Origin of the sequence: Nesterenkonia xinjiangensis, assembly GCF_013410745.1 — a bacterium.
GTDB classification, from domain to species: domain Bacteria; phylum Actinomycetota; class Actinomycetes; order Actinomycetales; family Micrococcaceae; genus Nesterenkonia; species Nesterenkonia xinjiangensis.
In genome coordinates, this window is the sequence record NZ_JACCFY010000001.1 from 1,602,472 (window position 1) to 1,624,723 (window position 22,252).

Genomic DNA, 22,252 nt, shown 5'->3' on the forward strand with positions numbered 1-22,252 from the left:
CGGCTCAGTCGTCGTCGGAGTCGTTCCCGTTGCCTCCGCCGTTTCCGTTGTTCCCGCCGTTGCCGTTGCCCTCGCCGTTCCCGGTCGGCTCGTCGTCGGTGTCCTCGTCGTCGGTGTCCTCGTCGTCGGTGTCCTCGTCATCGCCGGTCGCCTCGTCAGTGGGTGACTCCTCGTCCTCCGGCTCGTCGGTGGGTGACTCCTCGTCATCGGCGTCTTCGTCGGTGTCCTCATCGTCGTCCCCGTCGTCCTCGTCCTCGTCGTCAGGGGAGCGGGTCTCCTCAGGCTCCGGGGACTCTTCCGGCTCCGGAGCCACAGCCAGGGAGATCGACACGGTGGCGCCCTGGGGGATGGGCGTGCCCGGATCGATGAGATCGCCGCCGTAGAAGGTCCCGCCGACGGTGCCGGCGTCGTAGGCGTCCGTGGTCCAGTCCACCGTGGAGTCGGTCACGGTGAATCCGGCCTCCTCGAGCTGCGCACGGGCCTCCGATGCCGAGAGCAGCGCCACGTCAGGGACCGGGTAGAGGCCGGTGCCCAGGACCAGGTCCACCTCGGAGCCGAGCTCCACTGTGCTCCCGCCTTCCGGGTCGGTGGCGATGAGCTCGTCGGCGCCCACGGTCGGATGGTCCTCCTCGATGAGCTCACCCACCTCCAGCCCCACCGCCTCGAGCTCTGCGCGGACCGTCTCCTGGGTCTCACCCTGCAGGCCGTCCGGGATGGTCACCTGGTCCTGGCCCGCGGAGATGTAGAGGATCAGCTCCTCATCCTCGCCCAGCCGCTCCCCGGCTTCCGGATCGGTGCCGATGGCATGGTCAGCCTCGATCGCAGGGTCCGGGACCGTCTCGATGTCCGCCGGCTCGATGTTCGCCTCGGCCAGCTCTGCGACGGCCTCGGCCTGTGTCATGCCCTCGACCTCCGGCACCTGGGCGGAATCGGTGTCGAGCATGCGGATCAGCGCCCAGGTCCCTCCGGCGACCAGAGCGATCAGCAGGACCACCCACAGCCAGGCGAACCCACGACGACGTCGTGGCTCCTCCACCTCCTCCTCGGGCTCCTGGTAGAGGTCCGGATCCTCCGGAGTGCGTGCGGACAGCGGAGTGCCGAGCCCGGCCGCGCCGGCGCTGACCAGCTGATCGAAGTCGTCGCCGGGGTCGACGGCGGGCATGGCGGCGGTGGCGTCCTCCACGGGCACCCCGTGCAGGGCGTCCTTGATCGCGGAGGCGAACTCGTCGGCGTTCTGGAAGCGGGCGGCCGGGTCCTTGGTCAGGGCCTTGGCCACCACGGACTCCATGGCCGGGGAGACGTGCGGGTTCAGGTCCGAGACCTGCGGCGGGTCCTCCCGCACATGCTGGTAGGCCACTGAGACCGGGGACTCCCCCTGGAAGGGCGGCCGGTTGGTCAGCAGCTCGAACAGCACGCAGCCGGCGGAGTAGAGGTCGCTGCGGTGGTCGACGACCTCGCCGCGGGCCTGCTCCGGGGACAGGTACTGGGCGGTGCCGACCACCGCGGAGGTCTGGGTCATCGTCGAGGCCGAGTCCGCCAGCGCGCGGGCGATGCCGAAGTCCATCACCTTCACGGCACCGTTCTGCGCCACCATCACGTTGGAGGGCTTGATGTCCCGGTGAACGATCCCCTTCTCGTGGCTGTAGCTCAGGGCGCCCAGGATGCCGTCGAGGTACTCGGCGGCCTTCGGCTCCGGCATCGGTCTGCCCAGCGCTTCGTCGATCCTCTGGCGCAGCGGTTCACCCACCTCGGCGGCCGGACCGTGCTCCTCGACGTCGGTGCGCCCGGTGTCCCCCAGGGCGAGGACGTCAGGGCCCGAGCCGTCCTCGGCGGGGGCGCCGTCGGCGACCGTGCGGTCCTCCGCGGAGGACTGCAGCTGTGTCGCCTCGTCGTCAGCGTCGACGTCGCCGGTGCCCTCGTGGGTGGGAGTGCCGTGCATGATGTGCCGCAGGGTGACGCCGTCCACGTACTCCATGACGATGTACGGGGTCTTGATCTCCGCATGGTGGGAGTCCTCGACGTCGGCTCGACCGGTGTCATAGACGCCGACGATGTTGTGGTGGTTCAGGGAGGCCGACGACTGGGCCTCGCGCCGGAACCGGCCCTGGAACTGCGGGTCGCGGGCCAGGTCCGGGCGCAGCATCTTCACCGCCACCCGGCGGTTCAGGGAGAGGTCGTGCCCGAGGTACACGTCGGCCATCCCGCCACGCCCGATGAGGGCCTCGATGCGGTACCGGCCGTTGAGGACGCGGTGTCCGTTCTCAGTCATCATGCCTGTCCACTTCGTGTCGTGTCGTCGGACTCCCCGGACTGCGGCTCCTCCGCATCGCCCTCGCGGGGCTCCGTCTCGTCGGCGTCCTGGCCGGTGGTCGGCTCCGGTGCCGCGTCGGCGCCTTCCTCGGTCTCCTCGGGCTCCCCGTCCTCTTCGGGCGGAGCCGGGGTGGTCTCGTCGGGATCGTCGTCCTCGCCGTCGGTGGGGCTCGGTGCGGGGGAGGTCGGTGTCGGGGAGGGCGAGTCGGTCTCTGCCTCGCCGGTGTCCTCCTGGTTCCCGTTCCCGCCGCCGTTGCCGTTTCCACCGCTGCCGTCTCCGCCGCCGGTCTGACCCTCATCCTGGGCGGGGTCGTCCGCGCTTCCCCCTTGTTCCTCAGAGCCGGGGTCAGGATCAGCCTGGTCGGTCGGGGAGGGCAGAGACTCGAGGCCTACGGAGTAGGAGAGTCTGACGGTGGAGCCCGCCGGCACCTGTCCGGTGGGTGCGACGGCCACCACGGTGCCGGCCGGCTGGGGGGACTCGACCTCTTCAGCCTCCACCACCAGGCCCATCTCGGTGAGCTGCTCGGTGGCCACCTCCAGGGTCATGCCCAGGAAGTCGGCCTCGTCGATCGTCACGATCTCGGCCTCGGCCGTGAAGGTCTCGGTCACCGTGGGCTGGGGCTCCGGTTCTGAGCTGGTCAGCCGGGGCAGCATCCAGGAGCCGAACAGCGCCAGCAGCACCAGGGCGACGAGCGCCACCAGCGGCCACCGCCAGCGAGTCAGGCCCCCTGAGGAGTCCTTGGAGTTCTTGGAGTCTTTGGAATCCTTGGAGCCTTTCGACCCCCTCTTCGACGTGCCGGCCGCCGCTGCCGCCCCGGCGGGCTCTGAGGCCTCCGGCGGCTGTTCCGGAGTCCGAGCAGACAGTGCCGGAGTCGGCACGGACGCTCCGGCCGCCCCGGCTGCGGCGCCTGCCGCGGGGACCACCGCAGTCGGTTTCGTGGCCGCAGGGATCACCTGGGTGGTGTCGTCCCCGGCCTCGGGGTGGCTCATGTGGTCCAGCAGCGTCGGCACGGCCTTCAGCGCAGCGTCGAGGTCGTGCCGCAGGAGCGCGTCGGAGGCCTCGGCGAGCTTCGTTGCGTTCATCGGCCGGTCGCCGGCGTCCTTGGCCAGCATGGACATGATCAGTGCCCGCACCGGCTCCGGGATGGTGTCCGGCAGCGGCGGGGGCGGATCGTTGACCTGCTTGAGGGCGATCGCGATCTGCGACTCTCCGGTGAACGGACGGTGCCCGACCATGGCCTCATAGCCGATGATCCCCAGGGCGTAGATGTCCGAGGACCCGGTGGCGTGCTGGCCGGTCGCCTGCTCCGGGGAGAGGTACTGCACGGTCCCCATCACCTGGCCGGTGGCGGTCAGCGGCACCTGGTCGGCCAGTCGGGCGATGCCGAAGTCGGTGATCTTCACCCGGCGGGTGGGGGTGATCAGCAGGTTCCCCGGCTTCACGTCTCGGTGGACGAGTCCCTGGTCGTGGGCGACCTGCAGGGCGCGCGCGGTCTGGGCGATGATCGAGAGCGTCTTCTCCCAGGGCAGCGTCCGGTCTTTCTCCAGCAGCACGGAGAGGGGACGTCCCGGCACGAGCTCCATGACCAGGTAGCCGGAGCCGGCCTGCTCGCCGTAGTCGTAGATGTCGGCGATGCCGGGGTGGTTGAGCAGCGCGGTGTGCCTCGCCTCGGCGCGGAAGCGGCGGAGGAAGGCTTCGTCGCCGGTGTACTCCTCCTTGAGGATCTTGATCGCCACCGTGCGGCCCAGGATCTCGTCGGAGGCCTTCCACACCTCACCCATGCCGCCGATGGCGATCCGCTCGGTGAGCTTGTAGCGATCGCCCATGAGGATGCCCACAGCAGGTCTCATTCCTCGATCACCGCCTCGAGCATCGTGCGCATGTTCGGCGCGGTCAGCGAGGAGCCGTAGTCGTAGTCGATGCGTTCGTAGACCACGGTCACCGCATACTGGGGATCGTCGGCGGGGGCGAAACCGGTGATCCAGGAGTGCACCAGGTTGCTGTCGTCACCGATCTGGGCGGTGCCGGTCTTCGCGGCGATGTCGAATCGGTCGCTCTGGCCCCGCCACGCGGTGCCGGACTCCACGGGGCCCTGCATCAGCTCGGTGAGCTCCTCGGCGACGTCCTCGGAGATCGGCTCGCCGAAGACCTCCGGCTCCGAGCGTTCGATCACCTGCAGGTCCGCCGCGCGCACTGACTCGATGAGCGTCGGCTGCATGAGCGTGCCGCCGTTGGCGATGGCCATGGCGACCATGTTCATCTGCAGCGGGGTCGAGGTCACGCTCGCCTGGCCGATCGAGGCGTAGGCCAGCTCGGCGTCGGAGCCGACCTCCGGGAACTGCGAGGGGGAGACCGTCAGCGGGAAGTCGATGCTCTGGTTCCAGCCGAACGCCTCGGCGGCCTCGCGAATAGGCTCCTGCCCCATGTCCATGGCGGTCTCCGCGAAGGGAGTGTTGCAGGACTGGGCGGTGATGAAGTGCAGATCGGCCTCGGACTGCTGGTCGCAGATGCCGCCGAAGAAGTTGCTCAGCGTGCGGTTGGACTGCGGGAGCTCGATCTCGGACGGATTGTCCATCACCGTGTCGGCGTCGAAGTCCCCGGAGTCCAGCATGGCCACCAGATCGATCAGCTTGAACGTCGAGCCGGGGGCGATGGTGTCATACACCGGTCTGAACCGGTACGCGCTCAGGCCGTCCTCCTCGCTGAGCGCATCGATGTTCTCCTGGAACTGGGTGGTGGAGTGCACTGCGAGCAGATTCGTGTCGTAGCTCGGCTTCGACGCCATCGCCTTGATCTCTCCGGTGCCCACCTCGGAGACGATGATCGATCCGCGGGTGCCGTCCGGAATCGTGTCATAGGCCAGCTGCTGCAGCTCCGGATCCAGGGTGAGCTCGACCTGCGCGCCCTCCAACGTCTCCCCGGTGAACAGGGAGGTGATCCGGTCGAAGAACTGACTGTCCGACTGCCCGGTGAGGTAGTCGTTCATCGAGTTCTCCAGCCCGGTGGACTCAGCGGCGATCGAGTAGAACCCGGTGATGCCGGAGTACAGGAAGGGGTCATGGTAGACCCTCTGGTAGTCGAAGTTGGTGCCCTCCGAGGGCACGGATTCGGCGATGGCGGTGCCGTCCACGGTGATCGCCCCCCGCGGAGCGCCGCGGTCCTGATAGACCTGGCGCACGTTGTTCGGGTGGGAGTTCAGCTCCTCGGTCAGCGCCACCTGGATGAGGCTGAGCGCGGCGAAGAGCACGACGAAGAGGCCGACGCTGACGAGCCAGGTATGACGGATCGCGTTGTTCACCGGTCGCCCCCTGAGGTCTCGTGGGTGGGGTCGGGCTCTTCGAGGGGGTGCCCGTGGGCGGGGGCGTGGCGCTGGGTGCGCTCCGCCGCCGTGAGCGGCTTGGCCACCGGGCGCTTGGGCTCGGCGGCTCCAGGGCCCTCGTGATGGGTGGGGTTCTCGGTGCCGGCGGCGTCGGCGCCGGTGACGTTGACCATCGGGCCGACGACGATGGGTCGCCGCGCCGCATGCGAGATCATCAGCACCAGTGCCAGGATGAGCCAGTTGGCCAGCAGCGAGGATCCGCCGGCGGCGAGGAACGGGGTGGTCAGACCGGTCATGGGGATCACCCGTGTGATGCCGCCGACCACCACGAAGATCTGCAGCACCAGCACCACGGCGAAGCCCACAGAGAGCAGCTTGCCGAAGGCGTCGCGGGTGCCCAGGCCGGCGCGCATGAACCGGCTGAACAGCAGCAGGTAGAGCATCAGCATCGCGGAGAGCCCGATGAACCCGAGCTCCTCGCCGAAGGCCGCGATGATCATGTCAGAGTTCGACAGCGGCACCCGCTGGGGCAGGCCGGAGCCGAAGCCGGTGCCGGTCAGGCCGCCGTTGGTGAGTCCGAACAGGCCCTGGACGATCTGGTCCGAGCCGCCGAAGGGCCGCGAATAGATCTCCTCGTCGAAGGCGTTGAGCCAGATCTCCACCCGCTGATTCACATGCGGGACGAACTGGTTGGCCAGGAGGCCGCCGGCGGCGACCAGGCCCACGCCGATGATGATCCAGGACAGCCGCGAGGTCGCCACGTAGATCATGCCCATGAAGAGGCCGAAGAACATGATGGAGGTGCCCAGGTCGTTCTGCACGACCAGCACACCGATGGCCACGATCCAGGCGATGAACATCGGCCCCAGGTCCCGGGCGCGGGGCAGCTGCAGCGGGCCGATGCGCCGACCTGCCAGCAGGATCAGGTCCCTGTTGTTGGCCAGGAACCCGGCGAAGAAGATCGCCAGGGTGATCTTGGCGATCTCCGCAGGCTGGAAGGAGGCGAAGCCCAGGTTCACCCAGATCCGGGCGCCGTTGATCGTCATGCCCAGCCCAGGGATCAGCGGCAGGAACAGCAGCACCACGCTGACCACCAGGGAGATGTAGGTCAGCTGGCGCAGCCGCCGGTGATCCTGGAGGAACCACAGCAGCGCCATCGCTGCGGCCATCGAGACCAGGGTCCACATCAGCTGGCGGTCCTCCGCGGGCGGCCCTCCGGTGACCAGGTCCAGACGGTGGATCATCGCCATGCCCAGCCCGTTGAGCGTCACCACGATCGGCAGGATGAACGGGTCGGCGTACTTGGCCCGCAGCCGCAGCACGATGTGGAAGGCGAGGGACATGGCGACGAACAGCGCCGCCTCGGTGTAGTAGGTCTGGTCGTAGGGCTCGTCCATCGCGACGGCGACGAGGAACTTCGCACCGATGCCGATGGTCAGCGCGAGCAGCAGCAGCACCAGTTCCACGTTGCGACGCGGCCTGGGTGCGGTCTCCACCTGGGTCACTGCTCTTCACCCCCGTCCTCGGTCGGCTCGTCTGTTTCCTCTGTGCCTGCGTCTTCTGCGTCCGCCTCCTCGGCTTCGGCCTCCCGCGCGGAGGCCGTGGTCGCCCGCAGCTGCTCCACGATCGTGTCCGCATGGCTGCGGTCGTCGGCGGGGATGCCGCGCAGCACCCGCTCACGGTGGTAGGGGGAGAGCTCCTCGACGTCGAAGCCGGCGTGCTCGTCGACCCCGGAGAGCGGGATCGGGCCCAGCGACTGCGAGACGCCGTTGTAGATGGCCACCTCACCGTCGTCCTGGCCCACGTAATACTGGGTCTGGGTCCAGATGTATCCCAGGAACGTCACCACGCCCAGCAGCAGCGCGAGCAGGGTCACGAAGGTCGGCAGGAACCAGCGACGACGACGGGAGGCGCGGCTCGCGATCGCCACGTCCTCGACGTCGATCTCCGAGCTCGCCATATCGGCCTCGGTCAGCGCCGGGTCGGAGAGGTCGGGGTCCTCGTCCTCCCCCAGTGGAGCCTCTTCCGACGTCTCCGCGGATGCTCCCGCAGACGTCACTGCCGGCGTCGCTCCCGACGTTTCCGCCGGCTGCTCCTCGGGGCTCTCGGCCGTCTCCGCGACCTCCGGAGCCTGCTCGGAGCGCGGAGTCTCCTCGGCCGGGTGCTCACGGTGGTCGCCCAGCATCTCAGAGTAGGTGTGGCGCACCGGGATCAGCGGCTGGCCGGTGAGCAGCACCGCCATCGGATGCTCGTCCACATTGCGGGCCACCACCGGGATCATGCCGGTCTCGGTGGCCTTGTCGGCGGCGCCCACCAGCAGATGCGGGCGGGTCTCCAGTCCTTGGCCGAGCATCGAGGCGGTCAGCGGGGAGAGTTCGTCGTCCTCCTCCGGCGGGTGCTCGGAGAGCGCGTCTACGTTGACCACGGGCACCAGCTCCATGGTCTCTTCGGCGTCGCCGGGGTGCTCACCGCCGGTTGACTGCCCCGTCGGGGGCTGATAGCCCTCGGCGGCGGCGTCCACGGCGGCCTGGGTCAGCGGCAGACGCCGGCTGGGGGTCAGGTCTTGCTCATCGGCCTCCACGACCTCCAGGCAGAGCACCGTCACGTTGTCCGGGGCCCCGCCTTCGAGGGTGAGGTCGACCAGCTCCTCGACGATCGACTCCAATGATCGCGAGGAGCGCAGCTTCTGCTCCACGAGCCGATCAGAGACCACCGCGTTGAGGCCGTCGGAGCACAGCAGCCAGCGCTCACCGGCCTCCAGCGGGAAGGAGGTGATGTCCAGCTCCGGGGAGGCGTCGACGTCGCCGAGCACGCGCATCAGCACGTTCTTGTGCGGATGGAACTCAGCCTCGTCCGGATCCAGACGCCCTTCGTCGACGAGCCGCTGCACGAAGGTGTGGTCCTTGCTGACCTGCCGGAAGCGGCCCTTCTTCAGCCGGTAGGCCCGCGAGTCCCCGATGTGGGCGAACTGCAGTCGGTCCCCGGTGATCAGCAGAGAGGTGATGGTGGTGCCCATCCCGGAGAGCTTCGGATTGGCCTTGACCAGCTTGTTCAGGAACGCGTTGGCCGTCTGGATCTCATCGGGCAGCACGGTGTCTGGTTCGGCGAAGCCGAGGGTGTCCAGGTGGGCGAGGTCCAGCACGGTGGAGGCGCTGGCGACGTCGCCGCCTGCATGGCCTCCCATGCCGTCGGCGACCACCGCGAAATAGCGCCCCGCATAGCCGGAGTCGTCGTTCTTGGAACGGACGACTCCGGTCTCGGAGCGGGCGGCGAAGCGGAAGACCAGGGCCACGGGCTAGGTCCTCAGCTCCAGGACGGTCTTGCCGATGCGGATGCGCTCCCCGGGCTCCACGGTGGAGGCGCGGGTGAGCTGCTCCTCGCCGAGCCAGGTGCCGTTGGTGGACCCCAGGTCCTCCAGGAACCATCGCGAACCCTGGGGGAAGAGCCGGGCGTGCTTGCCGGAGGAGTAGTCGTCCTCCAGCACCAGCGTGCACTCCTGGGCGCGGCCGAGCATGATCGGGGCCGATCCCAGGTCCAGCTGGGTGCCCGTCAGGGGGCCCTCGGTGACCACGAGCTTCCGGGGCTTGGGCCGCTGGGTCTGACCGGTGGTGGGCGCCGAGGAGCCCGATGGCGTCCGAGCTGCTGAGCCGCCGTCGTTCTTGCGCGCCGCCGAGGTGTGAGCGCGGGTGCGGGACTTCTTGGAGACCATCAGGTCGCGTCCCTGTGCCGCGATGATCGAGAGGATCAGGATCCACAGCAGCAGGAGGAGCCCGAACTGCAGGGCCGTGACGGCGAGTTCGCTCATCACACCTCCCCGGTCGCCAGACGGAAGCGCAGCCGGGCATTGCCCAGCGAGATCAGCGCTCCGTCGAAGAGCTCGACCTGGTCATGGGAGCCGATGAGCTGCTCGCCGTCGACGTAGGAGCCGTTGGTCGAGCCGAGGTCCCGGGCGATCCAGCGCCGGCCGTCGCGGAAGACCTCCAGGTGGCGACGGGAGACGCCGGTGTCCGGGATGGTCAGGTCAGCGGAGGTGGAGCGGCCGATCACGGTGCCTTCGGCGCGCACGGGGTGCTGCCGGCCCTCGTGGTCCAGGACTGCGACCACCGAGGGGGTCGGCACGGCTGGCTGCGCGATGGTGGGCGCGATCTCCTCGGCCTCAGGGGCGGGCTGGTGGACGCTCGGCGCCGGCTCGGCGCCGGCGGCGTCCTTCTCGGTGAGCGACTCGATGCCCAGCTGGCCGCGCTTCAGGTCGGTGTTCTTCACGAAGGTGGCCTTCACCGGGCCGAGCAGCGTGTACCCCTGCGAGTCCGCGTGGCGGATGATCTCCTCGCACAGCTCTTCGGCCAGGGCGACGCCATACTTCCTGGCGGCTGCGAAATCCTCCTCCGAGAGGCGGATCCTGTAGACATTGGGGACGAAGCTGCGTCCCTGGGACATGGTGAAGGACTCACGGTCCATGTGCCGACGTACGGCGGTGGCGATCTCCACGGGGCCGAGGCTCCCTCCGCGTCCAGAGAAGGCGCCGCGGACGGCTTTCTCGATGCCACGCTCGACGTTGTCCAGCAGGCCCATCGGCACCTCCTTCTCCGTCTTCATGACTGTCCCTGCTCGGGGCAGTCTCTCAAAGAGTCTACTGTCTCACCTGGTGATGGGCGCTTCAAACGTGCCCTCTGCGCCGTGCGGCCCCGCCGGCCGGAGGCCGACGGGCTACCGTGGAGATGTGAGCAGAGAGACAGGTGGCCGCCGAGCACCCACGTTGGAGGACGTCGCCGCACGAGCCGGGGTCTCGCGGGCCACGGCTTCCCGAGTCGTCAATGAGGACCTGAGGGTGCGTCCGGCCGCCCGCGAAGCCGTGCTGGACGCCGTCGCGGAGCTGGGCTATCGGCCTAACCGTGCGGCACGCTCGCTGGTGACCCGTGAGGCCGGTTCCATCGCCGTGGTCGTCCCCGAGGCTGAGGACCGGGTCTTCCGCGATCCGTTCTTCGCGTCGCTGCTGGTCTCCATCACCCAGGCCCTCGCCGATTCCACGGTGCAGGTGCTGCTGGCGATGGGCCGCCCCGGTGACGGGTGCCGCAAGATCGAAAAGTACCTGCGCGGCGGCGGCACAGACGGCGCCATCGTGGTCTCCCACCACCAGGACGAGGAGATCTGGCGCGCCCTGCGGGAGACTCGGCTGCCGGCGGTCCATGTGGGCCGCCCCCAGGCCGGCGGCGCGGGTCTGCCCTATGTTGACATGGACAACGAGGCGGGCGGGGCGCTCGCCGCGGAGCACCTCATCTCCCGAGGCCGTCGCCGCATCGGCACCATCGCAGGCCCGCAGGACATGGCTCCGGGCGCGGACCGGCTGTCCGGCTGGCGACGGGCGATGCGCGCCGCCGGGCTGGCCGATGACCTGGTGGAGATCGCTGACTTCTCCGCGGAGTCCGGAGGGGAGCGGATGCGGCGCCTGCTGCGGCGGGAGAAGGGGCTCGACGCGGTCTTCGTCGCCTCGGACCTGATGGCGGTCGCCGCGATCCATGAGATCCAGGCGGCCGGACTGCAGGTGCCGGAGCAGATCGCCGTCGTCGGATTCGACGACTCGCAGGCCGCCTCGCTGAGCCGTCCGTCGCTGACCACGGTGCGCAATCCGGTGGACTCGCTGGCCACGACCGCTGTGGACATGCTCCTGCGACTCATGCAGGGTGAGGAGGCGAAGTCCGTCGTCCTCGACACGCAGCTGGTCCGCCGCGCCTCGACAGACTTTTCAGTTTTGAAATAAATTGGTGCCTGCCTTGGTTGACCCCTGACGAGTCGGCACCGCCGACCCCTCCCTGGTCGACCACACGCCGACCGGCAGCGAACGATCAACCCAGCGCACGATCAACTGAAGGAGCGCACTGAACATGGCATCTCTGACCCCCGGCACCTGGACGCTGGACGTGGCCCATTCCGAGATCGGCATGACCGTCCGTCACGCCGGCATCTCGAAGGTCCGCGCCGTCTTCACCGACGCCGATGCGACGCTGACCGTGGCCGAGGGCGGCGCCTCCGCCGTCGAGGCCGCCGTGAAGGTGGGGTCCTTCGACTCCAAGAACGCCGACCGCGACGCGCACGTCCGCGGCGAGGACTTCCTCGACGTCGAGACCCATCCCGAGCTGACCTTCGTGGCCCGTGACTTCACGCCGGCCGGCGAGGAGTTCGAGGTCACTGGCGACCTGACCATCCGCGGCGAGAGCCGTCCGGTGACCTTCGACGTCGAGTTCGGCGGTCAGGCGGTGGACCCCTTCGGCGCCACCCGCGCCGGATTCTCCGCCAGCGCGGTCATCTCACGGAAGGACTTCGGGCTCACCTGGAACGCCACCCTGGAGGCCGGCGGCGTGCTGGTCGGGGACAAGGTCACCATCGACCTGGAGGCCGCCTTCGTCCTCGAACAGGGCGAGTGAGCTGAGCGCCCTGTGAGCTGAGCTCAGCAGACACGAGGCCCCCGCACCCCACGGCGTGGGGGCCTCGTCATGTCCGGAGTACAGTGGCATCCGTGTCCATGACGGTCCTCGGCCCCCTGCTGATCATCGCCGGCGCTGTCCTGATCGGCACCGTGCTGCAGCGCGTCTCCGGAAGCGGGGTGGGGCTCGTCGTCGCGCCGGTGCTGTCCATCCTGCTGGGACCCGCCCTCGGGGTGCTGATCACCAACATGGCCACGATGGTCTCCGGCTTCCTGATCATGCTCGCCGTCTGGTCGCGGATCGACTGGCGACGCTTCCGGACCCTGGGCCCCGTGACCGTCATCGGGGCGATCCCGGGCGCCTGGCTGGTCGGCCAGCTCTCCGCCGGTTGGCTGTCCATCATCCTGGGCGCCATCGTGCTGAGCGCACTGCTCATCACCGTCAGCCTGCCCCGCCTGCCGCACTGGGAGGGCCGGCGCGTGGACGTCGTCAGCGGTGTCCTCGGCGGCTTCTTCAACACGACCTCCGGGGTGGCGGCCCCCGTGATGGTCATCTGTGCGCGGCTCTCCCGCTGGGACCAGCAGAGCTTCGCGGCGACCATGCAGCCGCTGTTCATGACCATGGGCGCCGCGTCGGTGGTCACCAAGCTGCTCCTCGGCTCAGTGGACGAGGTCGGCCAGACCGGTGACCTGCATCTGGGCCTGCTCTTCGGTGCCATCGTGGCCATCGTGCTGCTCGGCATCCTGCTCGGCGGCCAACTGGCGAAGGTCGTCTCCCCGGCCCATGCGCGCACCCTGGCGATGGCCCTCGCCGGCCTCGGCGCCCTCGGGGCGCTGATCCGCGGGACGTGGCAGGTGCTGGGCGGCTGAGGCGTGACCCCCCGGATCAGCTCAGATGACGCCCTGGGCGATCATGGCATCAGCCACCCGCAGGAATCCGGCGATGTTCGCCCCGGCCACGTAGTCCCCAGGGACCCCATACTCCTTGGCGGTCTCCGCGCAGAGGGTGTGGATATGCTCCATCGTCCCGGCGAGCCGCTCATCGGTGTACTCGGCGGTCCAGGAGTCGCGGCTCGCGTTCTGCTGCATCTCCAGCGCCGAGACCGCGACGCCGCCCGCATTGGCCGCCTTGCCCGGGGCGAAGAGCAGCCTGTTCTCGCGGAAGATCTGCACCGCCTGCGGGGTGCACGGCATGTTGGCGCCCTCCGCGACCACCCGCACGCCGTTGCTGACCAGACGCCGGGCCGCATCGGCGTCGATCTCGTTCTGCGTGGCGCAGGGCAGGGCGACCTCGACGTCCTCGAGGTCCCCGCGTGTCCAGACCGCCCCGGAGTGGTGCCGCGCGTGCGGCCGGGCCTCCGCATAGGCCGAGATGCGCTCCCGGCGGACCTCCTTGACCTCGCGCAGCAGCTCCAGGTCGATGCCCTCGGGATCATGGACGTGGCCGGCGGAGTCCGAGGCCGCGATGACCGTGCCGCCCAGCTCCTGGACCTTCTCGATCGCGTGGAGGGCCACGTTGCCCGAGCCGGAGACCGCCACACGGCGCCCGTCCATGCCCTCCCCGGCGGCGCGCAGCATGTGTTCGGTGAAGTAGACGGTGCCGTAGCCGGTGGCCTCCGGGCGGAGGAGCGAACCGCCCCAGGTGGTGCCCTTGCCGGTGATCGCCCCGGCCTCGTAGCGGTTCGTGATGCGCTTGTGCTGGCCGAACAGGTAACCGATCTCCCGCCGGCCCACCCCGATGTCTCCGGCAGGGACGTCGACCTTGTCGCCTATGTGCCGATACGCCTCAGTCATGAACGACTGGCAGAACCGCATGATCTCCCCCTCGCTGCGGCCCTTGGGGTCGAAGTCGCTGCCGCCCTTGCCGCCACCGATCGGCAGGCCCGTGAGGCTGTTCTTGAAGACCTGCTCGAAGCTGAGGAACTTGACCGTGCCCAGCAGCACGTCGGGGTGGAACCGCAGGCCTCCCTTATAGGGCCCCAGGGCCGAGTTGAACTGGACCCGGAAGCCGCGATTGATGTGGACCGTGCCGCCGTCGTCGGTCCACGGCACCCGGAAGATGATCTGTCGCTCCGGCTCACACATGCGCTCCAGCACGGAGCCGTCCATGTACTCGGGGTGCTTCTCCAGCACCAGGTGGAGCGACTCGAAGACCTCCTCGACAGCCTGGTGGAACTCCCGTTCACCGGGATTCCTGGCGATGATCTGCTCATGGACCTGGCTGATGTGTGTGTGATGAGGGCTCACGTGCGGCTCCTTCCTGAGCTGTCCGGGCTGTCAGGGCTGTCAGAGTCCTGCCCGGCGGACTCTACCGGTCAGGTCGGCCGGATGCCGAGGCCCGCTCACTCTGCCGTCCGGCGGCGCCCCTCCAGCGCCGCGGTGCGGCTCTGGAGCTCCTCCCAGATCTCCCGGGGCCGCAGCTCGGCGGCCAGCGCGTGGATCTCCACGCTCTCCGGCTCGCCCGGCAGGACCCGCTGGACCATGGAGCCGGGCATCAGGTTCATCATCAGCAGGGCGATCTCACGGGCCGGACCCGGCGCCAGCCGCAGCGGCGCCCTGACCACCTCCGGGGAGATCCGCGTCCGAGGGTGCAGCGCCCGGAATGAGACGTCGACCCCGCCGACCACGATCTTCCGGAGGAACCAGAGGATCAGGCTGGCGGCGGCGGCCACCTGGCGCCATCGCCCCACGTCGCCCGGCCGGCGGCGCGGCGGCAGCAGCCACAGGCTGAGCGCGACGGCGGCCAGGACGGAGACCAGCCCGTAGACGGCCTTGTCCGGGTCGCCGTGAGTGAGGCCCGCCCAGAGAACTGCGGCGGCCGCGCCGCGGATCAGCGCCGCCGTCGTCCAGCGGCGGATGCGTGCGCCTCGTGTCTCATCCATGGGTCACCCTCCTCCTGCGACGAGGACGATCAGGCTCACCAGGACCAGCAGCACCAGCAGGGTCGCGCCGGAGCGCCCCCAGTCCTGGAGACCGGCGTCGGCCTGGGAGCCCAGGCTCCTGCCCCTCTCTGCGGCGCCGGACCAGAGCTCCCGCCACCGTGCGGCGGACTGCCCGGTGAACCGGTGGGCGGCCCCCGTCCCCGCCCGCAGCGCGCGTGACAGCACCCGTGCCCCGGACTCGGAGGCGACCACCAGGTCCCCTGCGGGGATGCGCGGACGGCCCACTGCCCGGGCCGCCGGGACGGCCAGCCCGCACAGGGCTGCGCCGACCAGCAGCGGCCACAGGCCGTCCCAGACGACGGCGGCCTCGGCGCCGGGCACGGCGACGTCCAGCCAGCCCCCGGTGATCCACCAGGGCAGCCCGGCGCCCAGGAGCACCAGCCCAAGCCAGGCACCGAGCGCCGCCGGGGCCGGGGGGCCGCCGGAGCCGCCCTCGCGCAGGGTCCAGGCCAGCCGGACCATCAGCACCGTGGAGCCGACCGCGACCAGCGGAAGGAGCTGCTCCAGGGTGGGGGAGGCCTCCTGCACGGCCTCCTTGGCGGCGTACTTGGCGACCCACCCGGTGGTCAGCGGAGCCCCGGCCAGCGAGAGTCCGCAGAGCACGGATCCGCCCACCACCAGCGCACGCACTGCGCGGCCTCCTCCACCGCGCAGCAGCGGCACCCCCAGGAACAGGGCACCCTTCACCAGCCCGTGGTGGACCACGTAGAGCACCGCCGCCGCGGTCACCGCAGGGGCGGTCTGCGGCTGGAGCAGCGCCACCGCCGCCACGGCCACGAGCAGGCCCATCTGCGAGATCGTCGAATATGCCAGCACCACCTTGGGGTCCTCCTGGACCGCACCTGCGGCGGCCGCCAGCAGACCGCCGAGCAGGGCGACCACGAGCAGCACGGCCCCTGCCGCGGGCTGCGCCTGATCCGGTGTCAGCCGGAGGATGCCCAGCAGCCCGGCGGCCACCAGCACCCCGGACAGCACGGCGGAGGCCGCCGGGGGAGCGGCCGGGTGCGCCAGCGGCAGCCACAGATGCAGCGGCACCACGCCGACCTTGATCCCCAGCCCCACCCCGAGAAGCACCAGCACCAGTCCGGTGTGCTCAGAATCCACCACGGCGTCGGGAGCCTCCGCCATCGTGCGCCCGCCGGCGGCGAAGACCAGCAGCAGCGCAGCGAGCAGCGCGGTCTCGCTGACCACCGACATCACCAGATAGACCCGGGTGGCGCGCACCGCTGCGCCGTCCAGATGGTGGACCACCAGCCCGGCCGCGGAGAAGCTCATCAGCGCGAACATCACGTAGAAGGTCACGACGTCGGCGGCCAGGCACACGCCGAGAGTGCCACAGAGGCACAGCAGCAGGAAGGCGCTCAGCACCCCGGGCGGCAGGGAGCGGTCACGCGCATCGCGCTCGGACCCGGAGCGCGCAGGCGGCGCCGCCCAGGCGACGGTCACCAGCGCGGCGGCATGGACCAGCGCGGCCAGGGCCACCAGGGGGCGGGCCGGGTCGTCCATGGTCAGCGTGGTGCCCAGCAGCAGGCCGGGCAGCTCCAGCGTCGGCGTCTCAGAGCTCAGCGGAAGCAGCAGCGCCGGAAGCGCCGCGGCGGGGGCGAGACGCATCGCCGCCGTCGTGACCGACCCACGGGCTCCGGGCGGCAGCGCCTGACCGGCGAGCAGGAGTCCGCCGAGCAGCAGCGGCGTCACCCAGGAGAGCAGCAGCATCAGCGGAACACCCCCTCGGCGATGTATTCGGCCACGCGCAGTGGAGCGAAGGGCACCGAGGCAGCCAGGCCCACCAGCAGGGTGAACCCTGCGGTGATCATCGCCGGCACCACCAGCGGGGCGGGTTCGTGGACCCGCCCGCGGTCCCGACCCTCCGCCTGGACGGGCTCGGGCGCCCAGAGCCTCAGCACGATCGGAAGGAAGTAGGCGGCGTTCAGCAGCGAGGACAGCACCAGCACGCCCAGCACCCAGGGATGCGGGGAGGCCAGGGCGCCCTCGCCGAGCTGCCACTTCGAGATGAACCCGGCCGTGGGCGGCAGGCCGATCATCCCGAAGGCGCCGACTGTGAAGGCGGCGGAGGTCAGCGGCATGCGCCGCCCCAGGCCTCGGGTGTCCTCGATGCGATGGACGCCCAGCACCTCGGCGAAGAGACCGGCGCAGAAGAACAGGGTGATCTTCATGATCCCCTGATGGACCAGGTGCACCACCCCGCCGGCGGTGGCGGTCATCTCCATCATGGTGATGCCCAGGGTCACATAGCTGACCTGCGAGACGGTCGAGTACGCCAGGCGCCGTTTCAGGTCGGTCTGCCGCAGCGCCTGGTAGGAGCCGTAGAGGATGGTGAAGCTGGCCACCAGCAGCAGCGGGGTGAGCACGCCTAGGGCGGCGGTCACCTCGATGCCGTAGACGTCGTCGACCACCCGCACGATGCCGAACACGCCGGCCTTGACCACCGCCACGGCATGGAGCAGGGCCGAGACCGGGGCGGGGGCCACCATCGCCTGGGGCAGCCAGCCGTGCAGCGGGAACAGCGCAGCTTTGACGCCCAGCCCGCCGACCAGGAGCACGAAGATCAGCGTGGCCGTCCCGGGTGAGGCCGCAGCGAGCTCGGTGACCGACTCGGCCCCGCCCTCGGCGAAGTCCGCCGGCCCGGCGTACATGGTCAGCCAGACCACGCCGATGAGCACGGCCAGTCCGCCGCTCAACGTGTACCGCAGATAGAGCCGTGCCGCGTGCAGTGCCTGAGGTGTCCCCCGGTGGGCCACCAGCGGATACGTGGCCACGGTCAGCAGCTCGTAGAAGACCAGGAAGGTGATCAGGTTGCCGGAGAAGGAGATGCCCACGGTGGCAGTCACACAGAGGCTGAAGAACCCGAAGAAGCGGCTGCGATGCGGACTGTCCTTCAGGTAGCCGATCGCGTACACGGTGGTGAGCAGCCACAGGACGGCCGAGAGCCCCGCGAAGAACAGGGCCAGCGGGTCCGCGCGCAGCACCAGGTCGATCCCCGGCAGGAACGGCATCGAGACCTCCGGACGAGCCCCGTCGGCGACCACCGGGGGCACCAGGGCCACGATGAGCAGCACCTTCAGCACCGCGGCGGTGAGGTTCACCGTCGCGCGCAGCCTTCCCCGGTGCTCCGGCAGGGGGAAGATCAGCGCGGCCGCTGCCAGGGACAGCAGGACCATCACCAGCGGCAGCCAGGAGATCACTGCTCCGAGCAGGTCGTCGAGGGTCATCTCGTGCATCACCACGGCACCCCCACGGTGAGCACCTGGTCCATCCAGGAGCCCAGCAGACCGGTGCCCACCGTCAGCAGGCCCAGCAGCAGCGGAGCGGACAATGCGGCACGCGGCACCTGGCGGAGCCTCCGGTGCGGGGACCGCCTCGCGGCGTCGTCGGCCTCAGGTTCCACCAGCAGCGGGCCCACGGCGCGCAGCAGATAGGCCGCGGAGAGGAGCGTCCCGGCCACCAGCACCGCGACGATCCAGAAGTGACCCGCGGCGACACCGGAGGTGGCCAGCTGCCATTTGCCCAGGAAGCCCCACGAGATCGGCAGCCCGATGAGTCCCAGCGCGGCAAGGCCCATCGAGAGCACCAGGACCGGATGGTCACGGCCCACCCCGCGCAGGGCAGAGATCTCATCGGTGCCGTAGATCTCCTTGAACGTCCCCACCGCCAGGAACAGCCCGGCCTTCGCCACGGCATGGCACAGGGCCAGCGCTACGGTGCCGCCGAGGGCGCCCTGCAGGACTGCGCCCTCGGCCCGCGGATCGGTGACGATCGGCAGTAGCAGCACCCAGTAGCCCACCTGCGCCACAGTGGAGCAGGCGACCAGCGGCTTCAGACGATCCTGCCGCAGGGCCGTGGCCCCGCCGATCATCAGCGCGGCGGTCCCCATGGCCGCCAGAGTCCAGGAGAGGACCTGCGCGCCGGAGATCTGTCCGTCCCCGGTCTCCGGCAGGATCCACAGCCAACAGCGCAGCAGCACGAACAGCGCGGCCTTGATCACCAGCCCGGACAGCAGCGGAGAGACCGCACCCGGCGCACCGGCATGGGCGGGGACCAGCCAGCGGTGCAGCGGCACCAGGGCGGTCTTGAGAGCGAGGCCCAGAGTGATCAGACCCACAGCCAGCAGCACCGGGCCGGAGTCCTCCAGCCCGGAGGTGGTCTGAGCCACGCGCAGCACGTCGAGGTGCCCGGTGACGGCCAGCAGCAGGCCGACGCCCAGGAGCAGCAGCAGCGATCCGGCCACAGCCACGAAGAGATAGCGCAGGGCGGCGGTGAGGGAGTCGCGCCCGCCCAGCGCCACCAGCCCGACCGCGGTGAGCCCGACCAGCTCCAGCCCCACGTAGGTGTTGAAGAGGTCCCCGGAGATGAAGACGGCGTTCAGCCCGGCCCAGCAGCCCAGCCACAGCGGCCAGAAGCCGGGATGGCCCGCCGCCGGGACGTCCCCGTCGAGCCGCACGCCTGTCGAGGAGGGCAGCGCGGCAGCGTAGAGCGTGGTGAGCGACCCCACGGCGGCGGTGGTGGCGAGGAACAGGGCACCGAGTCCGTCGGCGCGCATCGCGATCCCCAGCGGCGGGGCATGCCCGGAGAGCGCCAGCTCCTGCACGGACCCCTGGGCCACCGCCGCCACGATGATCGTGGTGCCGAGCAGGATCAGCACTGCCGTCGTCACCCCGACCCACCGTCGAGCTGCCGGAGGCAGCACCAGGCTCAGCGCGGAGGCGACCAGGGGAAGGAGCACGACGGCGCCCAGTGCGGTCTGGGACAGGGTCATGGGTCCTCCTCCCGCCGCTCGGGAGGAGACTGTTCGATCCGACGGATCAGCACGGCCCCGACGCCGGTGAACGCCACGGTGATGACCAGACCGGTGATGACCAGTGCGGAGAGCACGGGGTCCACCTGTGGGCCGCGCGCCGCCAGAGCCATCAGCACCAGCAGGGAGCCGATCCCCATCACGTTGAGCGCCACCAGACGCGCGACCAGGTCCGCCACGGTGACGAGCCGCACCAGCCCGGCGACCGTCACTGCGATGCCCAGCAGGCCGTACCACTGATCAGGCGTGATCGAGGTCATCGGAGCACCTCCTGAGTCGGACGCAGGCCCAGATAGAGAAGATGGAGGGCGGCGGCGATGCCCAGGGTCAGGGTGATCTCCACGGTGAGCACCACAGCGAACGCACCCTCCCGGCTCCAATCCAGCCAGACTCGTCCTCCGAGAGGGCCCAGCGCGGCGGCGGCGAGGAACACCACCACCCCGACGGTCAGCAGGGGTGCGAGCAGCCGGCCGGCCACCGGCAGACGTCCCACTCCGGCGGCATCCGCGAGCATGAGCATCCCCGCCAGCACGGCTCCCGCCTGGAACGCCCCGCCGGAGTCGGAGCTTCCGGCGAAGAGCAGCCACAGTCCCAGCAGCAGGAGCACCGGGGCGCTGAGCCGCGCCCACCATGTCATGGTCTCGCCCGGGGACCAGGTGGCGGCCCGTATCTCCGCACCGGAGAGGGCCAGCACGGCGGCACCGGCCAGCATCAGCACCGCGGACTCCAGCAGGGTGTCATAGGAGCGGAACGTCAGCAGCACCCCGGTGATCTCGTGGTCCACACCGGTGGTCCCCATTGAGGCCGGAAGCGGATCGCGCCAGGCGGGAAGCCGCTGCTCGACGCCGAGCCACACCTGGGACATCACTGCGGTGACCAGCAGCCAGGCACCCACGGTGCCGATCCAGCGGCCCAGGCGGCGGCGTCTCGATGAGGGCCGGTCGGCGTGCTGCCGGGCGGGATCCGCCTCGCCTCGAGCGAGCAGGACGAGCAGGGCGCTCAGCAGACCGGTGCCGAGTGCGGCCTCCGCCAGGGCCACGTCCACGCTGCCCAGGTGGAGCCACAGCAGCACCATCATCACGCCCAGGCCCAGAAAGCCCATGGCCTGCGCCGAGCGTCGCCGCGGCAGCAGCGCGGCCGCCGTCGTCATCAGCACCGCCAGCCCGAGCGCCACGTCGATCGCGCTCATCGGGGCTCCGTCCCGTCGCTCTTCTCCGCCTCCAGGCGCGCCAGCACGTGGGCGCTGGTGGAGGCCGCTCCGAGAGCCAGCAGCCAGGTCAGCAGGAGCACGACTGCTGCGCTCCAGCTGCCGAGCAGCAGTCCGGCTCCCAGGAGCACCAGACCGAGGCCCAGTGTGTCGGCCTTGGCCAGAGCATGGAGCCTGCTGCGCACGTCCGGAAAGCGGATCAGCCCGACGGTGCCGGCGGTGAAGAACACGGTCCCGCTGATCAGCAGCAGCAGGCCTGCGCCGTGGATCAGGGTCTCACTGGTCGGGGGCATGGGGCTTCCCCTCCTCCCGACGCAGCCGGGCGGCACGCACGGCCGCGGTCAGGGCCGCCAGGCCGGTGAGGATCAGCCCGACGTCCAGCATCCGGGGCTCCGGCGGCTCAGCGGTCAGCGCCAGCACGGCGGTCAGAGCCGCTCCGGTGGTGCCGCTGAGCAGGATCACCAGCAGCCAGCTGCCCCGACGGCGTGCGCGCAGTGCAGTGATCACCGCGACCACCAGGTTGAGCAGCAGGACGATGAACACGACCGTCAGGAGAAGGTCCTCCACGGCGCCCTCCTCGTCCTTGTCGGTTCAGGCTCGGATCCACACTACTCAACACGCCGCCGTCGAGGGACTCCTCGGTAACCTGTGCCCATGTGTCCCCACCCGATCCGCGTGCGCACCGCGGCCCTCGACGAGGCGGCCGCGCTCGCCGTGGTCCAGAACACCAGCTGGCGTCAGACCTACTCCTCGCTGCTGAGCGAGCGGTTCTACGACGACGAGGCGCTCGCCGCACGAGTGCGCATGTGGGAACACTCCCTGGGCGACGACCGGCTGACGATCCGGGTGGCTGAGGCGGCGGGGGCGCCGGTCGGCGTCGCGCTCGCCGGTCCTGCCCTGGGTGAGGATGCCGTGCGGGAGGAGCAGCTGTTCATCCTCTACGTGCTGGCCGCCTGGCATGGCACTGGCGCCGGGCCTGCCCTGCTCCAGGCCGTGCTCGGCGATCGCCCCGCCCAGTTGTGGGTCGCCGCAGAGAACCCCCGCGCGGTGCGCTTCTACGCGCGGGAAGGCTTTCGAGCCGACGGGGCGGAGCTGATCGACCATGACGCCGACGACCTCCGGGAGATCCGCATGATCCGCTGAGATCCTGATCCGTCGTCGGAGATTCATCCCGGGTTCATCACAGGGAGGGTTTTCCGTCTTCTGTGTGGTTAGGATGAGTCAGGTTTGCGCATCGAC

Annotated in this window: 20 protein-coding genes; 4 read left to right on the top strand and 16 right to left on the bottom strand. The window is 70.2% G+C overall.

Annotation, left to right across the window (positions count from 1 at the left end; genetic code table 11):
• Positions 1–4 precede the first annotated feature (4 nt).
• From HNR09_RS07310 to HNR09_RS07340, 7 genes are read right to left on the bottom strand one after another with little or no spacing between them, the layout of a single operon-like run.
• Complete coding sequence (locus HNR09_RS07310; protein ID WP_179541436.1) at positions 5–2,272, bottom strand: protein kinase domain-containing protein; 2,268 nt, start codon at positions 2,270–2,272, stop codon at positions 5–7.
• Complete coding sequence (locus HNR09_RS07315) at positions 2,269–4,161, bottom strand: protein kinase domain-containing protein (protein ID WP_179541437.1); 1,893 nt, start codon at positions 4,159–4,161, stop codon at positions 2,269–2,271. Before HNR09_RS07315 ends, HNR09_RS07310 begins: the two co-directional genes overlap by 4 nt.
• Positions 4,158–5,609: a penicillin-binding transpeptidase domain-containing protein gene (locus HNR09_RS07320; RefSeq protein WP_179541438.1), complete on the bottom strand. Its 1,452-nt coding sequence runs from the start codon at positions 5,607–5,609 to the stop codon at positions 4,158–4,160. Before HNR09_RS07320 ends, HNR09_RS07315 begins: the two co-directional genes overlap by 4 nt.
• A complete protein-coding gene (locus tag HNR09_RS07325) occupies positions 5,606–7,135 on the bottom strand; it encodes an FtsW/RodA/SpoVE family cell cycle protein (protein WP_179541439.1) in 1,530 nt (509 codons plus the stop codon). Before HNR09_RS07325 ends, HNR09_RS07320 begins: the two co-directional genes overlap by 4 nt.
• Complete coding sequence (locus HNR09_RS15950; RefSeq protein ID WP_343047479.1) at positions 7,132–8,922, bottom strand: PP2C family protein-serine/threonine phosphatase; 1,791 nt, start codon at positions 8,920–8,922, stop codon at positions 7,132–7,134. The genes HNR09_RS07325 and HNR09_RS15950 overlap by 4 nt, the downstream gene beginning before the upstream one ends.
• A 3-nt stretch (positions 8,923–8,925) precedes the next feature.
• A complete protein-coding gene (locus HNR09_RS07335) occupies positions 8,926–9,435 on the bottom strand; it encodes an FHA domain-containing protein FhaB/FipA (protein WP_179541440.1) in 510 nt (169 codons plus the stop codon).
• On the bottom strand, positions 9,435–10,226 hold the full coding sequence (locus HNR09_RS07340) for an FHA domain-containing protein (protein WP_246348754.1): 792 nt from the start codon (positions 10,224–10,226) through the stop codon (positions 9,435–9,437). The genes HNR09_RS07335 and HNR09_RS07340 overlap by 1 nt, the downstream gene beginning before the upstream one ends.
• Before the next feature lie 124 nt (positions 10,227–10,350).
• On the opposite strand from HNR09_RS07340, the gene HNR09_RS07345 reads away from it, so the two are divergent.
• The 3 genes from HNR09_RS07345 (at position 10,351) to HNR09_RS07355 (ending at position 12,921) form a co-directional block, all read left to right on the top strand.
• Positions 10,351–11,388: a LacI family DNA-binding transcriptional regulator gene (locus HNR09_RS07345; protein ID WP_343047480.1), complete on the top strand. Its 1,038-nt coding sequence runs from the start codon at positions 10,351–10,353 to the stop codon at positions 11,386–11,388.
• A 124-nt stretch (positions 11,389–11,512) separates the two neighbouring features.
• Entirely contained in the window at positions 11,513–12,052 is a 540-nt protein-coding gene (locus tag HNR09_RS07350) for a YceI family protein (protein ID WP_179541441.1), read from the top strand.
• Positions 12,053–12,150: 98 nt separating this feature from the next.
• Entirely contained in the window at positions 12,151–12,921 is a 771-nt protein-coding gene (locus tag HNR09_RS07355; RefSeq protein WP_179543082.1) for a sulfite exporter TauE/SafE family protein, read from the top strand.
• A gap of 21 nt (positions 12,922–12,942) precedes the next feature.
• On the opposite strand, the gene gdhA is transcribed toward HNR09_RS07355, so the two are convergent.
• The 9 genes from gdhA to HNR09_RS07400 all read right to left on the bottom strand — a co-directional run bounded on the left by gdhA (position 12,943) and on the right by HNR09_RS07400 (position 21,580).
• Positions 12,943–14,298, bottom strand: coding sequence for an NADP-specific glutamate dehydrogenase (gene gdhA, locus HNR09_RS07360; RefSeq protein WP_179541442.1), 1,356 nt, complete (start codon positions 14,296–14,298; stop codon positions 12,943–12,945).
• 95 nt (positions 14,299–14,393) lie between these two features.
• On the bottom strand, positions 14,394–14,933 hold the full coding sequence (locus HNR09_RS07365; RefSeq protein ID WP_179541443.1) for a Na+/H+ antiporter subunit E: 540 nt from the start codon (positions 14,931–14,933) through the stop codon (positions 14,394–14,396).
• A 3-nt stretch (positions 14,934–14,936) separates the two neighbouring features.
• A complete protein-coding gene (locus tag HNR09_RS07370) occupies positions 14,937–16,706 on the bottom strand; it encodes a proton-conducting transporter transmembrane domain-containing protein (RefSeq protein ID WP_179541444.1) in 1,770 nt (589 codons plus the stop codon).
• Positions 16,706–18,232 (bottom strand): complex I subunit 5 family protein, encoded by a 1,527-nt coding sequence (locus tag HNR09_RS07375; protein WP_246348755.1) that lies wholly within the window; start codon positions 18,230–18,232, stop codon positions 16,706–16,708. Before HNR09_RS07375 ends, HNR09_RS07370 begins: the two co-directional genes overlap by 1 nt.
• On the bottom strand, positions 18,232–19,767 hold the full coding sequence (locus HNR09_RS07380; protein ID WP_179541445.1) for a complex I subunit 5 family protein: 1,536 nt from the start codon (positions 19,765–19,767) through the stop codon (positions 18,232–18,234). Before HNR09_RS07380 ends, HNR09_RS07375 begins: the two co-directional genes overlap by 1 nt.
• Positions 19,764–20,066 carry an NADH-quinone oxidoreductase subunit K gene (locus HNR09_RS07385; RefSeq protein ID WP_179541446.1) on the bottom strand — a complete coding sequence of 101 codons (303 nt, stop codon included), beginning with the start codon at positions 20,064–20,066 and terminating at the stop codon, positions 19,764–19,766. Before HNR09_RS07385 ends, HNR09_RS07380 begins: the two co-directional genes overlap by 4 nt.
• Positions 20,063–20,995 (bottom strand): hydrogenase subunit MbhD domain-containing protein, encoded by a 933-nt coding sequence (locus HNR09_RS07390; protein ID WP_179541447.1) that lies wholly within the window; start codon positions 20,993–20,995, stop codon positions 20,063–20,065. Before HNR09_RS07390 ends, HNR09_RS07385 begins: the two co-directional genes overlap by 4 nt.
• Positions 20,992–21,306 (bottom strand): cation:proton antiporter, encoded by a 315-nt coding sequence (locus tag HNR09_RS07395; RefSeq protein WP_179541448.1) that lies wholly within the window; start codon positions 21,304–21,306, stop codon positions 20,992–20,994. Before HNR09_RS07395 ends, HNR09_RS07390 begins: the two co-directional genes overlap by 4 nt.
• Positions 21,290–21,580, bottom strand: a complete 291-nt coding sequence (locus HNR09_RS07400) for a hypothetical protein (RefSeq protein ID WP_179541449.1) — start codon at positions 21,578–21,580, stop codon at positions 21,290–21,292. The genes HNR09_RS07395 and HNR09_RS07400 overlap by 17 nt, the downstream gene beginning before the upstream one ends.
• A gap of 87 nt (positions 21,581–21,667) precedes the next feature.
• Here HNR09_RS07400 and HNR09_RS07405 point away from each other — a divergent pair, with 87 nt between their 5' ends.
• Positions 21,668–22,156: a GNAT family N-acetyltransferase gene (locus HNR09_RS07405; RefSeq protein WP_179541450.1), complete on the top strand. Its 489-nt coding sequence runs from the start codon at positions 21,668–21,670 to the stop codon at positions 22,154–22,156.
• The last annotated feature ends 96 nt before the right edge of the window (positions 22,157–22,252 follow it).

Excerpts from the sequence above, each read along its gene's own strand:
- HNR09_RS07310 (WP_179541436.1), bottom strand. The coding sequence starts at position 2,272 with ATGATGACTGAGAACGGACACCGCGTCCTCAACGGCCGGTACCGCATC.
- HNR09_RS07315 (WP_179541437.1), bottom strand. The coding sequence starts at position 4,161 with ATGAGACCTGCTGTGGGCATCCTCATGGGCGATCGCTACAAGCTCACC.
- HNR09_RS07335 (WP_179541440.1), bottom strand. The coding sequence starts at position 9,435 with ATGAGCGAACTCGCCGTCACGGCCCTGCAGTTCGGGCTCCTCCTGCTG.
- HNR09_RS07340 (WP_246348754.1), bottom strand. The coding sequence starts at position 10,226 with ATGAAGACGGAGAAGGAGGTGCCGATGGGCCTGCTGGACAACGTCGAG.
- HNR09_RS07350 (WP_179541441.1), top strand. The coding sequence starts at position 11,513 with ATGGCATCTCTGACCCCCGGCACCTGGACGCTGGACGTGGCCCATTCC.
- HNR09_RS07355 (WP_179543082.1), top strand. The coding sequence starts at position 12,151 with ATGACGGTCCTCGGCCCCCTGCTGATCATCGCCGGCGCTGTCCTGATC.
- HNR09_RS07365 (WP_179541443.1), bottom strand. The coding sequence starts at position 14,933 with ATGGATGAGACACGAGGCGCACGCATCCGCCGCTGGACGACGGCGGCG.
- HNR09_RS07370 (WP_179541444.1), bottom strand. The coding sequence starts at position 16,706 with ATGCTGCTGCTCTCCTGGGTGACGCCGCTGCTGCTCGGCGGACTCCTG.
- HNR09_RS07375 (WP_246348755.1), bottom strand. The coding sequence starts at position 18,232 with ATGCACGAGATGACCCTCGACGACCTGCTCGGAGCAGTGATCTCCTGG.
- HNR09_RS07380 (WP_179541445.1), bottom strand. The coding sequence starts at position 19,767 with ATGACCCTGTCCCAGACCGCACTGGGCGCCGTCGTGCTCCTTCCCCTG.
- HNR09_RS07385 (WP_179541446.1), bottom strand. The coding sequence starts at position 20,066 with ATGACCTCGATCACGCCTGATCAGTGGTACGGCCTGCTGGGCATCGCA.
- HNR09_RS07390 (WP_179541447.1), bottom strand. The coding sequence starts at position 20,995 with ATGAGCGCGATCGACGTGGCGCTCGGGCTGGCGGTGCTGATGACGACG.
- HNR09_RS07395 (WP_179541448.1), bottom strand. The coding sequence starts at position 21,306 with ATGCCCCCGACCAGTGAGACCCTGATCCACGGCGCAGGCCTGCTGCTG.
- HNR09_RS07405 (WP_179541450.1), top strand. The coding sequence starts at position 21,668 with ATGTGTCCCCACCCGATCCGCGTGCGCACCGCGGCCCTCGACGAGGCG.